Origin of the sequence: Geodermatophilus normandii, assembly GCF_003182485.1 — a bacterium.
Lineage (GTDB): Bacteria > Actinomycetota > Actinomycetes > Mycobacteriales > Geodermatophilaceae > Geodermatophilus > Geodermatophilus normandii.
Window position 1 is genome coordinate 4,302,892 of the sequence record NZ_QGTX01000001.1, and the last position, 14,717, is coordinate 4,317,608.

The 14,717-nt window shown below is 75.4% G+C and carries 9 protein-coding genes; all 9 read right to left on the reverse strand.

Going from position 1 to position 14,717, the window contains the following annotated elements; translation table 11 throughout:
- Nucleotides 1-317: 317 nt before the first annotated feature.
- The 9 genes from JD79_RS20720 to JD79_RS20760 all read right to left on the reverse strand — a co-directional run bounded on the left by JD79_RS20720 (nucleotide 318) and on the right by JD79_RS20760 (nucleotide 14,494).
- Nucleotides 318-1,184, reverse strand: a complete 867-nt coding sequence (locus tag JD79_RS20720; RefSeq protein ID WP_110007043.1) for a nucleoside hydrolase — start codon at nucleotides 1,182-1,184, stop codon at nucleotides 318-320.
- Between the two features lie 14 nt (nucleotides 1,185-1,198).
- A complete protein-coding gene (locus JD79_RS20725) occupies nucleotides 1,199-2,671 on the reverse strand; it encodes a glycoside hydrolase family 43 protein (protein WP_110007044.1) in 1,473 nt (490 codons plus the stop codon).
- On the reverse strand, nucleotides 2,668-5,289 hold the full coding sequence (locus JD79_RS20730; RefSeq protein WP_110007045.1) for a glycoside hydrolase family 78 protein: 2,622 nt from the start codon (nucleotides 5,287-5,289) through the stop codon (nucleotides 2,668-2,670). The genes JD79_RS20725 and JD79_RS20730 overlap by 4 nt, the downstream gene beginning before the upstream one ends.
- Nucleotides 5,286-6,191 (reverse strand): alpha/beta hydrolase, encoded by a 906-nt coding sequence (locus JD79_RS20735; protein WP_110007046.1) that lies wholly within the window; start codon nucleotides 6,189-6,191, stop codon nucleotides 5,286-5,288. Before JD79_RS20735 ends, JD79_RS20730 begins: the two co-directional genes overlap by 4 nt.
- Nucleotides 6,192-6,201: 10 nt before the next feature.
- Nucleotides 6,202-8,850, reverse strand: coding sequence for a family 78 glycoside hydrolase catalytic domain (locus tag JD79_RS20740; RefSeq protein ID WP_110007047.1), 2,649 nt, complete (start codon nucleotides 8,848-8,850; stop codon nucleotides 6,202-6,204).
- Nucleotides 8,847-9,866 (reverse strand): ABC transporter ATP-binding protein, encoded by a 1,020-nt coding sequence (locus tag JD79_RS20745; protein WP_110007048.1) that lies wholly within the window; start codon nucleotides 9,864-9,866, stop codon nucleotides 8,847-8,849. Before JD79_RS20745 ends, JD79_RS20740 begins: the two co-directional genes overlap by 4 nt.
- On the reverse strand, nucleotides 9,863-11,878 hold the full coding sequence (locus tag JD79_RS20750) for a dipeptide/oligopeptide/nickel ABC transporter permease/ATP-binding protein (protein WP_110007049.1): 2,016 nt from the start codon (nucleotides 11,876-11,878) through the stop codon (nucleotides 9,863-9,865). The genes JD79_RS20745 and JD79_RS20750 overlap by 4 nt, the downstream gene beginning before the upstream one ends.
- Nucleotides 11,875-12,816 (reverse strand): ABC transporter permease, encoded by a 942-nt coding sequence (locus JD79_RS20755; protein WP_110007050.1) that lies wholly within the window; start codon nucleotides 12,814-12,816, stop codon nucleotides 11,875-11,877. Before JD79_RS20755 ends, JD79_RS20750 begins: the two co-directional genes overlap by 4 nt.
- Nucleotides 12,817-12,904: 88 nt before the next feature.
- Nucleotides 12,905-14,494: an ABC transporter substrate-binding protein gene (locus JD79_RS20760; RefSeq protein ID WP_146220505.1), complete on the reverse strand. Its 1,590-nt coding sequence runs from the start codon at nucleotides 14,492-14,494 to the stop codon at nucleotides 12,905-12,907.
- Between the last annotated feature and the right edge of the window lie 223 nt (nucleotides 14,495-14,717).

Consider the following 14,717-nt stretch of genomic DNA (forward strand, 5'->3'; position numbering starts at 1 on the left):
GGGCCGGCTCGACTCCTCGGCGTCGCTGTGGACCTCGACCGTCAGCGGCGTCCCCCGGGTCCCGGAGGGGAAGGCCCAGCTGCCCACGGTGTCGCTCCACGCCCAGGGGGTGGCCGACAGCGCGAGACCGGAGCGCTCCGGCCGCAGCACCACGACGTAGGGGGCGCGGCGGAGGCTGGAGACCATCCCGCGGTGGTGGGACGCCGGCCGCCGGGGCAGCCGGGTGAGCACCGTGGTGGCGCCCTGAACCGAGACCGGCATGAGCACGTCGTGACCCGGTGGGGTGGGCCGGGTGCCCCACCCCACCCGGGCGCCGGTCACACCCGCCCCGGGGCCCCGACCGCCTGCCGCTCGTGCCGCCGCAGCTTGGCGTGGAGGTCGGCGACCAGCAGCCGGACGTCGACGTCGACGTACACGCGCCGGGACGCACCCCCGGGCGCGGACGCGGTCTCGGTCCACGCACTGGTGGCGTCGCTGAGGGCGGTCAGCAGCAACGGCGGGGTGTCGCCCAACGGCCAGGTCTCCCCCTGCTCCACGAAGTCGGGGATCGGCAGCTCGACGTACCGCTGCCACAGCCACGCCCCCACCCGGCCCGCCCCACCCAGGTCCTGCTCCAGTTCGGCGACGGAGTACTCGCACCGCCGGTAGGTCTCCAGCGGGAACTGGGAGACGGCGAGATCGGTGCGGGCCAGCACCTCACGGGCTGCTCCGGCGTCGGTCTCCCGGTTGTACTCGAAGGCGGCCGGGTCCAGCGCCCCGCCGACCCAGACCAGCGTCAGCCGCGACGCGATCTCCGGCGCCTGCCGCAACGCCTGCGCGACGTTGGTGAGCGGCCCGGCGCAGACCAGGAACAGCGGCAGTGGGTCGTCCCGCCGGGCCTCGGCGACGATGAGGTCCGCCGCGGCCGAGCGGGTGTCGCCTGCGTCCAGGAGCACGTCGCAGCCGGCGGCGACGGCCGGCCGGGGGCCGTCGACCACGTCCACCAGCTCCTCGGCGAACCGGGCGCCTCTCCCCGCGGTGCCCTCGGGTGGCCCGAACACCGGGTTCAGGTGCGAGCTGGTCACCGCGTCCACCCGGTTGGCGGGGCTGAGCAGGTGGTGGGCCAGGGCGACCAGGCCGTCGGGGTCACCGGCCCAGTCGTTGTCGACGACGACGCGGCAGCGTCGGGTGATGCGCAGGGACACACGTTCCTCCGTGGTCAGACGGCGGCCGGGTCGTCGGCGCCGCGGTATGCGGTCGATCGGACGAGCAGTTCGCCGCGCGCGCACCAGACGCCGCCCAGCCGTCCGGTCATGCCGCCGGCGACCTCGGTGGAGACGTAGCGCCCGTCGAGGCGGCCGAGCTCGGTGCAGCGGCCCGCGCCGGCGAGGCCGGCCACCAGCACGTCGGGGGCCAGCGCCGTCGAGGAGAAGTGCCCCTCGGCCGGCAGCGTGCGGATCTCCAGGACGACGTCCTCGCCCGGGGCGACGGCGGCCTCCCCGAGCACCGAGCGCAGCGCGCCGACCTGGGCGACGGCCCGCACCCGGTCGCCGTCGACCTCCAGGTCGAGGTGGTGGCGGGCGTCGATCCGCAGCGTCAGCCCGCCGACGCCGTCCACCCGCACGGTGGCGCGGAACCGGGCGTGCTCGTGCTCCTGCCGGCGTCCCACGAAGGCGAGGTCCTCCGAGGCCGGGTCGGGATCGGCCGCGGTCAGCCGCCACCCGCCCTCGACGCGGGTGAGCAGCTCGCCGGGGAACCGCCGGGGCGCGACCCACGCGGAGCCGGGGAGGTCGTCGGCGACCTCGACGGCGCCGTCCGGCGGCGTCAGCCACTCCCCCAGCCGCGGCCAGCCGTGGACCCACTCGACCTCGGCGGCGAAGGTCTCCCGGCCGAGGACGTGGAACTGCGGGCTGGCGCCGCGCGGGCGGACGCCGTGGAAGACGATCGCCCAGGAGCCGTCGGCCCGCTGCACCAGGTCGGCGTGGCCGGTGTTCTGCACCGGCGACTCGACGCCACGGTGGGTGAGCAGCGGGTTGGCCGGGCAGGGTTCCCACGGCCCGGCCGGTGACGGCCCGCGCGCGATCGTGACCGCGTGCCCGCGCTCGGTGCCGCCCTCGGCGATGAGCAGGTACCAGAGGCCGCCCACCCGGTACAGGTGCGGGCCCTCGGGGAAGCGCCCGCCGGTGCCCTGCCACAGCCGCCGCCGCCCGGTGAGCGCGGCCCCGGTGACCGGGTCGACCGCCTGCTGCACCAGCCCGGCGGGGCCGCCCGCGCCGAAGCCGGCGTAGGAGACCAGCAGCGTGCCGTCGTCGTCCCAGGCGAGGTCGGGGTCGATGCCGCGGACCTCCGGCATCCGGACCGGGTCCGACCACTCCCCCAGCGGGTCCTCGGCGGAGGTGAGCACCTGCCACCCGCCGTCGGCGAGGTTGGTGGTGACCATCCAGAACCGGCCGTCGTGGTGGCGGATCGTCGGCGCGGTGACGCCGCCCGACCCGGGCGCGGCCGAGACGTCGAGCTGGGAGGGCCGGGCCAGCACGTGCCCGGCCTGCTCCCACGTGACCAGGTCGGCCGAGCGGTACAGCGGGACGCCGGGGGCGTACTCGAAGCTCGAGTGCACCATCCAGTAGGTGTCGCCGACCCGGACCACGCTCGGGTCGGGGTGGAAGCCGGGGACGACGGGGCGCGGGATCACGGGTGCGCGTCCGGGTCGAAGAACAGCGCCGGCCTCTCCACCGGGCGCGGCTCCTCGATCGCGCAGGCGAACGCGTGCCGGCCCGAGCCCACCTCCACCGGCGCGCTGCCGTCGGGCAGCACGACCTCCGCAGACGTGTTCGGCGGGACGACGACGTCGAGCGCGAACGCCGTGCCCCCGGTCAGCGCCCAGGACACCGACGCGGTGCCGTACGGCGTCTCGTGGGTGGCCGCCGCCGAGGTCAGGCCCGGCCCCGGCCGCGGGGCGAACCGGATCCGCCGGTAGCCGGGGGCGGCCGGGGCGAGCCCGGCGACCGTGCGGTGCAGCCAGTCGGCGACCGCGCCGAACGCGTAGTGGTTGAACGACGTCATCTCCCCGGGGTTGATCGTCCCGTCGGGGAGCATGGAGTCCCAGCGCTCCCAGATCGTCGTCGCGCCCATCGTCACCGCGTACAGCCACGACGGGTTCTCCCGCTGCAGCAGCAGCGCGTAGGCGGTGGCCAGCTCGCCCGCGTTGGTCAGGGCGTCGGTGACCAGCGGCGTGCCGAGGAAGCCGCTGGCGATGTGGAACCCGTCCGCCAGCACCTGCTGGGCGAGCAGCCGGCCGGCGTGCTCCCGCTGCCCGGGCTCGAGCAGGTCGAACTCCAACGCCAGGGCGTAGGCCGTCTGCGACGGGAAGGCGACCCGGCCGTTCGGGGAGACGTACTCGGCGCGGAAGCGGGCCGCGGCCCGCTCGCCCAGCTCGGCGAAGCGCGTTCCGTCGTGCCCGAGCACCTCCGCGGCCTGCGCCACGGTGCGCGCCGAGCGGGCGAGGTAGGCGGTGGCCACGCACTGCCACGGTGTCCGGGCGGCCGCCGGGTTGTCCGGCGGGGCGGCGGTGTCGAGCCAGTCGCCGAAGGAGAACCCCCCTCCGGGGAAGTCGAGGGCCTCCCCCGCCCGTGCGGCGAAGGCGTCGACCCAGGCCGTCATCGACCCCCACTGGTCGGCGAGCAGACCGGCGTCGCCGGTGCGCTGGTACAGCACCCAGGGGACGACGACGGCCGCGTCGCCCCAGCCGGTCTCGGCCTGCTGCGGGAAGGGCAGCAGCGGCAGGAACGGCACGTACATCGGGACGACGCCGTCGAACTCGCGCTGCTCGACGGCGAGGTCGGCCAGCCAGGAGCGCAGCATGCCGGTGGTGTCGTGGAGGAACGACGCCGTGGGCGCGAACACCTGGAGGTCGCCGGTCCAGCCGAGCCGCTCGTCGCGCTGCGGGCAGTCGGTCGGGATGTCGAGGAAGTTGCCGCGCATCCCCCAGACGACGTTCTCGTGCAGCCGCTCGACCTCGGGGTCGGAGCAGCTGAACGTCCCCGTGCGCCGCAGGTCCGTGTGCAGGACGACGGCCTCGAGGTCCTCGGCCCGCAGCTCTCCGGGCCAGCCCGACACCTCCGCGTAGCGGAACCCGTGGAAGGTGGACCGCGGCTCCCAGGTGCGCGGGCCGCGACCGTCGAGCACGGCGACGTCGGTGGCGCGGGCGGCCTTCAGCGGGCGGGTGCCCAGCTCTCCGTGCTCCAGCACCTCGGCGTGCCGCACCGTGATCTGCGTGCCGGCGGGGCCGTCGGGCAGCGCGAACCGGATCCGCCCGACCAGGTTCTGCCCGAAGTCGACGAGCCGCCGCCCCGACGGCGAGGTGGTGACCGCCTGCACCGGGAGGACCTGCGTGCGGCGCACCGGCGGGCCGGTGGGCGCCACCAGCGTGGCGAGGTCGAGGTCGGCGACCTCCACCGGCGTCCACGCGGCGTCGTCGAACCCGGGCGCCGACCAGCCGGGCAGGTCGCGGCGGAAGTCGACCGTCTCGCCGGAGTAGAGGCCGGAGCGGACGGTGGGCCCGTCGGTCGTCGAGCGCCACGCGCCGTCGGTGGTCACCACGGTGCGGGAGCCGTCGGGGTGCTCGACCTCCAGCTGCAGGAACGCGCCGGTGCGGTCGCCGTACCACTCCCGCTTGCCGGTGAAGCCCAGGTAGCCGGTGAACCAGCCCTCGGCCAGGTGCACGCCGAGCGCGTTGGCGCCCTCGCGGAGCAGGCCGGTGACGTCGGTGGTGCGGTACCGCAACCGGTGCCGGTAGCTGGTCCAGCCCGGGGAGAGCACGGCGTCGTCCACGGGCGTGCCGTTGAGCTCGGCCTCGTACACGCCCTGGGCGGTGGCGTACAGCCGGGCGCGGGTCACCGGCCGGTCGAGGGTGAACTCCCGCCGCAGCAGGGCCACGGCCTCCTCGGCGCCGGTGGGCGGCACCGGCCGCACCAGCCGCGCGGTCCAGTCGGCCGGCGCGAGCAGGCCCGCCTCGACGGCGACCTCCTCGCTCCAGGCCGACGGCCCGGCGTCGCCCTGTCCCCACACCCGGACGCGGACGGTGCGCCGCTCCCGGGAGGCCAGCGGCGGCGCGCCCCAGGGCACGAGCACCGAGTCTGCGGAGTCGACCCGGCCCGAGGACCAGTCGCCGATCTCCAGCTCGTACGCGGACTGCCGCCAGCCCGGCAGCTCCGTGGCGGTGACCCACGACAGCCGCGGGGTGGTCCCGCCGATGCCCAGCGGCACCCGGTGGTGCTCGACGGTGACGGGGGCGACGGTCACGTCGCTCATCGGACCCGGTCCCCGAGGAGCACGCCGGCGAGGTACCGCACGGAGCGGTCGACGATCCCGTCGACGTCGTCGGAGCCGAGCCAGATGTGCCCGGCGCCCTCGACCGGCACCAGCTCCGGGGAGGCGCCGGCGGCCTGCAGCGCCGCGTGCAGCGCCTCGCTCTGGGCGTACGGGACCAGCCAGTCCGCGGTGCCGTGCAGCAGCAGGAACGGAGGCGCCTCCGCGGTCACGTGCGTGACCGGGCTGGCGTCGGCGCGGGTGGCGTCGGTGAGGCCGGCGACCAGGTGCTCCTCCGGCGGTCCGCGCAGCTCCTCGGGCAGCAGCGCGGCGACCTCCGGCGGCGGCGTCTGCCGCGGCATGGTGTCGAGGTCGGAGACGCCGTACCAGTCGACGACGACGTCGACCGCGCTGGACTCCCCGACCACGCCGTGCGTGCCCTCGAGGTCGGGCCGGTGCCCGGTCAGGCCGAGCAGCGCCGCGACGTGCCCGCCGGCCGACTCGCCCCACGCGCCGACCCGGGTGGTGTCGACGCCCAGCTCGCCGGCGAATCGGCGCAGGTACCGGACGGCGGCCTTCGCGTCGTGCAGCAGCGCGGGGAACGGCGCCTCCAGTGCGTGCCGGTAGTCGATGGTGGCGACGGCGAGGCCGGCGTCGAGCAGCGCGTCGAAGACCTGGTTCCCGCGCAGCGTCTCGGGCAGGTACCGGCGGTCGCCCATCATGAACGCGCCGCCGTGCACCCACACCACCAGAGGCGCGGGCGCCGGGGTGTCGGGCACCCAGACGTCGAGCTGCAGCGGCCGGTAGCCGAAGGCCACGGCGTAGGTGACGCCGGAGAAGTGCCGGGCGCCGTCCTCGCGCCGGACGGGCGCCGGCGGGGCAGGAACCGGGCGGGGCCGGCCCACTCGGTGGTGGTCATGCGACGTCCTCCAGGGTGCTCGGAAACGTGTGGGTGCCGGGGCCGGCGGTCGTGGTGGTGCCGTCGGGCAGGACGACCTCGGCTCGGGTCCCGGCGGGGACCTCGACGGTCAGCTCGAAGCGGCCGCCGTCGATCCGCCAGGACGACCCGATCCGGCCGTACGGCGACTCGTGCGCGGCCGCGGCGGAGGTGAGCCCGCCGCCGGGGCGGGGCCGGACGCGGAAGCGGCGGTACGCGGGCTCCAGCGGCTCGATCCCCGCGGTGTACCGGTGCAGGAACGAGACCACCGCGCCCTTGGAGTAGTGGTTGAGCGACTCGTGCGGGACGCCGTCGGCGTCGACGCCGTCCCACCGCTCCCACACCGTGGTCGAGCCGCGGTCGACCATCACCAGCCAGCCGGGCTCGGTGTCCTGCAGCAGCAGCTCGTAGGCGACGTCGAGATGCCCGGCGTCGGCGAGGGCGGGCAGCAGGTACGGGGTGGCGAGGAAGCCCGTGCCCAGGTGGGTGCCCGCCTTCCGCACCAGCTCCACCAGCCGGTCGGCGACCGCGGGCCGCAGCTCCTCGGGGACCAGGCCGAAGGCGAGGGCGCGCACGTGGTCGGCCTGGGTGTCGGAGACCAGCCGACCGTCGCCGTCGAGGTACTCGGCCCGCCAGGCGGCGCGCACCTGCGCGGCGAGGCCGGCGAAGCGGGCGGCGTCGTCGTCCCGGCCGAGCACGGCGGCGACGCGGCCCGCGAGCTCCGCGCTGTGCGCGAACCAGGCGGTGGCGACGACGCCCTCGTCGGCGGCGACGAACGCGCCGAAGTCGCCCACCTCCTCGCCGGGGACGAGCCACTCGCCCCAGTGGAAGCCGGTGTCCCACAGGTACCGCTCGTGCGGCGCGGGCTCCGGCCGGCGGGCGGCGCGCTCGGGGTGCCGCTGCTCGCGGGCCATCCGTCCGGCGCGGTCGAGCCAGCGCACCATCGCCGGCCAGGTCTCCTCCAGCACGCGGGTGTCGCCGTAGGCGCGGTACAGCTCCCACGGCACGACGACGACCGCGTCGCCCCACCCGGCCGAGCCGTTGAGGAACGACACCGGGCTGTCCCGCCCCTCGCCGCGCGGGCACGGGCTGACGTTGGCGACCGTGCCGTCGGCCCACTGGTCGGCCACGACGTCGCGCAGCCACTTGGTGGAGAAGCCGGCGACGTCGTACAGGAACGCCGCCGTCGGCACGAACAGCTGCCAGTCGCCGGTCCAGCCGTGCCGCTCGCGGTGCGGGCAGTCGGTCGGGACGTCGCAGGCGTTGCCGCGGAAGCTCCGGACGGCGGCCTCGTGGAAGGCGTCCACCCGGGGGTCGCTGCAGGTGAACGTGCCGGTGCGGCGCAGGTCGGTGTGCACCACGACGCCGCGCAGGTCGCCGGGCGTGAGGTCGCGCGGGTGGCCCTCGATGCGCACGTAGCGGAAGCCGTGGGTGGTGCGGCGCGGCTCGAAGACCTCGCCGGGCACGCCGGCGGAGACGACGACGTCGACCTGGCCGGCCGGCAGCGGGTGCGGCAGGAACGGCAGGTCGGGCCGCAGGTGCTCGACCGTGACGTCGCCGTCGGGGCCGAGCCACTCGCCGTGGGTGAGCGTGAGCGTCGTGCCGGCGGGGCCGAGGTCGGTCAGCCGCACCCAGCCGTTGACGTTCTGGCCGAGGTCGGCGACCTGGACGCCGGACGGCAGCCGGGTCACCGAGACCGGGACGATCTCCTCCACCCGGCGCACCGGCGGGGCCGGGCTGTCGACCAGCCCGCCGAAGCCGTGCTCGGCCACGGTGACCGGCTCCCACGCGGCGTCGTCGAAGCCGGGGGCGTCCCAGCCGCGCGGCAGCCGCGTGAGGTCCCACCGCTCCCCGGCGATGAGGTCGGCGGCGGTGACGTGACCGGTCGCGCTGCGCCAGCCCGGGCCGGTGCCGAGCACCGTGACGGCGCCGTCGTCGTGCGTGAGGTGCAGCTGGGCCAGGAACGCGACGCGGTCGCCCCACTGGTCGGCGGAGCGGGTGACGCCGGTCTGGCCCCGGAACCAGCCGTCGGCGAGCACGACGGCGAGCGCGTGCCGGCCGGGCGCCACCGGGCCGGGGTCGAGCGTCTGCACCTGCAGCCGCTGGTCGTACTGGGTGTAGCCGGGGGTCAGCTCGGCGTCGCCGACCCGGTCGCCGTCGAGGAACGCCTCGTAGAGACCCTGCGCGGTCGCGTACAGCCGGGCGCTCACCACGGGCCGGTCGACGTCGAGCTCCCACCGCAGCAGCGCGGCCGGCCGCTCCCCCGCCGGGCCGCCCGGCATGGTGCCGGGCTCGATCCAGTCGGCGGCCCAGTCGGTGGCCTCGAGCAGGCCGGTCTCGAACCGGGCGGGGTCCGACGGCGGGCTCTCGCCCAGGTCGGTGCGTACCCGCACGCGCCAGGCCACCCGCTGCGCCGAGCGCAGCACCGGGCCGGTCCACGGGACGAGCACCGACCGGCCGTCCCCGACCCAGCCGGAGTCCCAGCCGTCGTCGGTGGTCAGCCGGTACGCGAGCTGCTCCCGGGCGCCGTCGGGCAGCCGCCACGACAGGCGCGGCGACGTCGTACCGATGCCGAGCGGCTCGTCGAGGTGCTCGGTGCGCAGGCCGTGCGGTGCCGCACCCGTCACAGGGCGGGGACCCGCTCGGCGTGGTGGCAGGCCGTCTCGGTGCCCCCGACGAGCCGCAGCGGGGGCCGCTCGGCGACGCAGACGTCGGTGGCCAACGGGCAGCGCGGCACGAAGGGGCAGCCCGTGGCCGCGGGCTGCGCAGCGCCGGCGGTGCCGAACCCGGCGGCCTCCCGGGCGGCGCGGCGGGCCGCCTGCTCGGCCGGGCGCGGCACGGGCGCCGCGGCGGTCAGCGCGACCGTGTACGGGTGCCGCGGCGCCCGGCTGACCGCCTCGACCGGTCCGGTCTCCATGACCTGCCCGCGGTAGAGCACCACGGTGCGCTGGGAGAGGAACCGGACGACGCCGAGGTCGTGGGCGATGAACAGGAACGCCAGGCCGCGCTGGTCGCGGAGGTCGGCGAGCAGGTTGAGCACCTGCGCCTGGGTGGAGAGGTCCAGGGCGCTGACCGGCTCGTCGAGGACGACGACCTGCGGGTCGCACACCAGCGCCCGCGCGATGGCGATGCGCTGCCGCTGGCCGCCGGAGAACTGCGACGGGTAGCGGTCGACGGCGTCACCGGGCAGGCCGACCGACTCCAGGCCGGCGCGTGCCTTCCGCAGTGCCTCGGCGCCCCTGGTCCCCATGAGCCGCAGCGGCTCGACCAGCGTCTGGCCGATGGTGCGCGCCGGGTTGAGCGAGGAGTACGGGTCCTGGAAGACGACGCGCAGGTCGGCCACCTGGCGGCTGCGCTGCTTGAGCGACATCGCGGTGACGTCCGTGCCGTTGACCCGGATCGTCCCGGAGGCCGCCGGCTGCAGCCCGAGCACGGCCTTGCCGATCGTCGACTTGCCCGAGCCGGACTCGCCGACCAGGCCCACGGTCTCGCCGGGGGCGATGTCGAAGCTGACCCGGTCGATGGCCGGGGGCGCCTGCCGCGCCTTCCGGCCGGAGCCGTAGCGGACGACGAGGTCGCGGATCTCCAGCGCGGGGGTGGTGGCCGCGGCCGACAGGGCCGTGGCACCGGCGGGGGCGGTCATGCGGACACTCCAGCGGTCGGGGTGGGCTCCTGGACGGAGGTCTCGTCGCCGGCGGACTCGGGTGCCCACGTGGCGTGGTCCCGGGTGAGCTCGTCGACCCGGACGCACAGGACCGAGCCCTCCCCGTGCGCGGGCAGCGCCGGGAACGGCGTCGTGCACTGCGCCTCGGCGAACCGGCAGCGGGTGGCGAACCGGCAGCCAGTCGGCCACGAGCCCGGCGGCGGGACGGTGCCGGCGATGGAGGCCAGCCGCTCGGGCACCGGCTCGCCCTCCGGCACGTGCGGGTTGGCCCCCAGCAGCGCCATCGTGTACGGGTGCGCGGGGGCGTCGAGCACGGCCGCGGCGGTGCCGGACTCCACGACCTCGCCGGCGTACATCACCGCGACGGTGTCGCAGATGTCGGCGACGACGCCGAGGTCGTGGCTGACCATGACCACCGACAGGCCGGTGTCGCGCACCAGCGCCCGCAGCAGCGACAGGATCTCCGCCTGCACGGTGACGTCGAGCGCCGTCGTCGGCTCGTCGGCGATCAGCAGCCGCGGCTCGCCGGTGAGCGCGAGCGCGATGCACACCCGCTGGGCCATGCCGCCCGAGAGCTGGTGCGGGTAGCTCGTCAGCACCCGCTGGGCGTCGACGATGCCGACGTTGCGCAGCAGGTCCGCGGCGATCCGCCGCGCCTGCTTGCGGCCGACCCCGCGGAAGCGGCGGATGGGGCCGACGAGCTGGGTGGCGATCGAGAACATCGGGTCCAGCGCCACCATCGGCTCCTGGGAGATCATCGCGATCTCCCGGCCCCGGATGCGGTTGAGCTCGGCCTCGGGCAGCCCGGCGAGCTCGCGGCCCTGCCAGCGGATGGAGCCGCCGGTGACCGCGACGCCGTCGGGCAGCAGGCCCATGAGGGAGCGGGCGGTCATCGTCTTGCCGCAGCCGGACTCGCCGACCAGGCCCAGCACCTGTCCCTGCCGGAGGGTGAAGGAGACCCCGGTGACCAGGTCGGGGCCGTCGTCGACGGAGATGGTGAGGTCGCGGACCTCGAGCACCGCCTCCGGGTCGGCGGGCACCGCGGTGGCCGCCTCGACGGCGCGGCGCAGCGGCCGGCGCCGGCGCCGGGCGGGCGCCTTCCCCACGGCTCGGCCGGCCAGCGCGTCGGCCAGCTCGTTGGCCGCGACGACGGTCAGCGCCAGCACCAGGCCGGTGGGGACCAGCAGCCACGGCCCGTCGAACAGATGGCCCGAGGCGTCCTGGATCATGAAGCCCCAGCTGGGCTCGGGCTCCGCCGGCCCGAAGCCGAGGAACGCCAGGCCCGCGACGATGAGCAGGCCGATGCCGAACAGCTGCGCGGCCTGCACGGCGACCACCGTGGCCATCGACGGCAGCACGTGCAGCAGGTTGACCCGCAGCGAGCCGAGCCCGTTGACGCGGGCGGCGTCGACGTAGAGGCGCTGGCGCACCGACTGCGCGACGCCCAGCAGCACCCGGTAGACGGCTGCGGAGACGAGCACGCCCATGATCGCCATCACCGGGTAGAGGCGGTTGCCGATGACGCCGATGACGGCGAGCAGCAGGATCGTCGCCGGCAGCGCGAGGAACACCTCGGTGACCCGGCTGATCACCCGCTCGACGCGGCGGCCGCGCTCGGCGGCGACCAGCGCGAGCGGCAGGCCGATGCCGAAGGCGACGACGAGCATGAGCGCCGACGCCAGCAGCGGCAGGGACCCGGCGGTGAAGATCCGGGACAGCAGGTCGCGGCCCAGCGGGTCGGTGCCCAGCAGGTGGTCGGCCGAGGGCAGCGCGAGCCGGTTGGCGGTGTCCTGCTCGGTGACGTCGTAGGGCCGCCACAGTGGGGCGGTGAGGGAGGCGACGACGACGAACGTCAGCCAGACGGCGCCGAAGACGCCACCGGGACGGCGGAGGACGGACGGCAGGCCGCGGCGGCGGCGGGCCGGCGGGACCGGCTCGATGGCGACCTCGTCGGCCGCGGCCTCGGCGCCGGGGAGGGGCAGCACGCTCATGCAGCACGCACCTTCGGGTCCAGCGCCGCGACCAGCAGGTCGAGCAGCAGGTTGACGACGACCACGACCGCGGTGGCGATCACGACCACACCCACGAGGGCGGGGAAGTCGCTCGCGGAGGCGGCGTTCTGGCTGGCCTGCCCGAGGCCGGGCAGCGCGAAGAGGTTCTCGATGATCACCGAGCCGCCGAACAGCGCGATGAACTGGATGCCCAGGGTCGACACGACCGGGACGCTGGCGAACCGCAGCGCGTGCACGTACCGGATCCGCCACTGCGGCGTCCCCATGGCCCGCAGCGTGCGGATGTGCTCCTGGGCCAGCGCCTCGCGCATCCCGGCGGCCGCGGTGCGGGCCACGATCGCCGCCCCGCCGACGGTGAGCGTGAGCACGGGCAGCAGCAGGCTCTGGAACCAGGTGGCGGGGTCGACGGAGAAGTCGACGTAGCCGGTGGCCGGCAGCCAGCCCAGCTGCAGGGAGAAGAGGTAGACGAACAGGACGCCGACCCAGAAGGCCGGCAGCGACAGCGCGATGCCGCTGCCGGTGGTGATGCCCTTGCCCAGCCGCCCGCCGCGCACCGCGGCGGTGACGCCGACCAGGATGCCGACGACGCCGGACAGCAGGGTGGCGAACAGGGCGATGAAGCCGGTGACCGGGAGGCGGTCGGCCAGGTCGTCGGCGATGTCGCGGCCGTCGATGAGCGACGTGCCGAGATCGCCGCGGAACAGGTCGCCGAGGTAGTCGGCGAACTGCACGTACAGCGGGCGGTTCCAGCCGAGCGCCTCGTTCTCGGCGGCGACGGCCTCGGCCGTGGCGCCCGCGCCGAGCCGGACCGCGCCCGGGGTGCTGTCGCTGGCGTGCACGAGCAGGAAGGTGATCAGCACCGCGGCCAGCAGCGTGCCGACCGCCAGGGCCAGTCGCCGGGCGACGTAGGCGAGCATCGCAGGATCCCTCGGCTGGAGTGGGTGGGTGGGGGTGCGGCCGGTGACCGCCGGGGAGGCCCGGCGGCCACCGGCCGCGTCAGACGGGTCAGGCGGCCGGCTGGATGGCCGACAGCACCAGGAAGTTGTTCGTGCCGGCGAACGCGGGCTCGGAGACCGAGCCGGCGTTGTAGCCGGCGTAGGTCACGTCCTCGTAGACCGGGATGAACCAGGCGTGCTCGGTGATGGCCCGGTTCAGGTCGGTCAGCGCCTGCTCCTGGGCGTCGCCCGTGGCACCGAGCGCGGCACCGAGCGAGGACTCGATGTCCGGCTCCGTGGCGCCCTGCATGTTCATGAAGCCGCCGTAGAGGACGCCGGCCACGAAACCGGCCGGGCTGGAGCCGACCGAGAACGGCCCGAAGATCACCGGGTCGGTGCGGACCGCCGCGAAGACCTGGTCCGTCGAGGTCGCGGTGACGAAGTTCAGCGTGATGCCGACCTCGGCCCACTGGCTCTGGATCGCGATGGCGTCCTCGTCCGGCTGGCCCAGCACGGTGTAGTCGACCTCGAACCCGTCGGGGTAACCGGCCTCGGCGAGCAGCTCACGGGCCCGGTCGGGGTCGTAACCGAACTCCTCGTCGAGGGCCGGGTCGAAGCCGGGGGCGTCCTCGGGGAAGAACTGCGAGGTCGGCCGGGAGCCGTCGTGCAGGTCCGCGACCAGCGACTCGCGGTCGGTGGCGTAGAGCAGCGCCTGCCGCGCCGCCTCGTTGCCGAAGGCCGGGTTGCTGCTGCCCAGCTTGTCGATGACCGGGAAGCCGACGATGGTGCCGCCGACGTCCACGGTGCTCTGCCGGGACTGGACCAGGTCGATCGTGGTCGGGTCGAGCTGCGTGGCGATGTCCGCCTGCCCAGAGACGACGGCGTTCGCGAGGGCCTGCGGGTCGGTGATGACGTTGTACTCGATGGTGTCCCAGGCCCAGTCGTCAGCGGCCCAGGCGTCCTCGTTCTTCACCACGGTGTAGGTGCTGGCCCGGGTGGTCGCGTCCTCGTCGAGGACGTAGGCGCCGGACCCGTCCGGGGTGGTCTCCAGCGAGGTGGGGTCGGCGACGGCCTCCGGCCCCACGATCACGCCGGCCGTGTCGGCGAGGAGGACGTCCGGCGAGGCCTGCGGGGAGGCCCAGGTGATGACGACGGTCTGCGGGTCCTGCGCGGTGACGTCGACGATCTCGGACGCCTGCCCGGCCCCGAAGGAGCTGTAGGCCTCCAGGTGGGCGTCGCTGCGCCGGTCCAGGTTCGCCTTGACCAGCTCGGCGTCCAGCGGCGAGCCGTCGGTGAAGGTGACGCCCTCGCGCAGGGTCAGCGTGGTCTGGGTGTTCTCGGGGTTGCTCGTGAACTCCGTGACCAGGCTCGGCTCGACCGACCCGTCGGTCTGGGTGACGAACAGGGCGTCGTACAGCGAGGCGAAGAACTCGAACTGCCGGGCCGAGTACAGCAGCGGGTCGTAACCGGTGGGCGCGGCGTCGGCGTCGAAGGCGATGGTGAGCGTGCCGTCGGCGCTGGCGCTGCCGGCACCTCCGCCGCCGCCGTTGCCGCCGCAGGCGGCCAGGGTGGCGGCCGTCGCGAGGGCGAGGGTCGCGGCACCGAGACGGGCCCTCATCGGGCGGGTGCGCCGGTGGGTCGGGAGGGTGAATCGATTCATCTGTCCTGGCTCCTCATCCTCGGCGGACGCGAGGGGTCTGGACGGCCGACCGGCGGCCGTGCGGGCTGCTCCGCCCGACTGCTCCAAGACGATGCGGACGTCTTCGCTGTGGCGTCAGGCACAATTCCGGTCAATGGCACGCCAGTGTGGTGCGGGCCTCAACTGACGGGGGAAGGAACCAGCAGGTGTCGGAGACACCCTCCGGGGAGGTCCCCCGGGTGCG

Bases quoted from the DNA above. Each gene is read 5' to 3' on its own strand.
- JD79_RS20745 (WP_110007048.1), bottom strand. From the start codon at position 9,866: ATGACCGCCCCCGCCGGTGCCACGGCCCTGTCGGCCGCGGCCACCACC.
- JD79_RS20760 (WP_146220505.1), bottom strand. From the start codon at position 14,494: ATGAATCGATTCACCCTCCCGACCCACCGGCGCACCCGCCCGATGAGG.
- JD79_RS20750 (WP_110007049.1), bottom strand. From the start codon at position 11,878: ATGAGCGTGCTGCCCCTCCCCGGCGCCGAGGCCGCGGCCGACGAGGTC.
- JD79_RS20755 (WP_110007050.1), bottom strand. From the start codon at position 12,816: ATGCTCGCCTACGTCGCCCGGCGACTGGCCCTGGCGGTCGGCACGCTG.
- JD79_RS20730 (WP_110007045.1), bottom strand. From the start codon at position 5,289: ATGAGCGACGTGACCGTCGCCCCCGTCACCGTCGAGCACCACCGGGTG.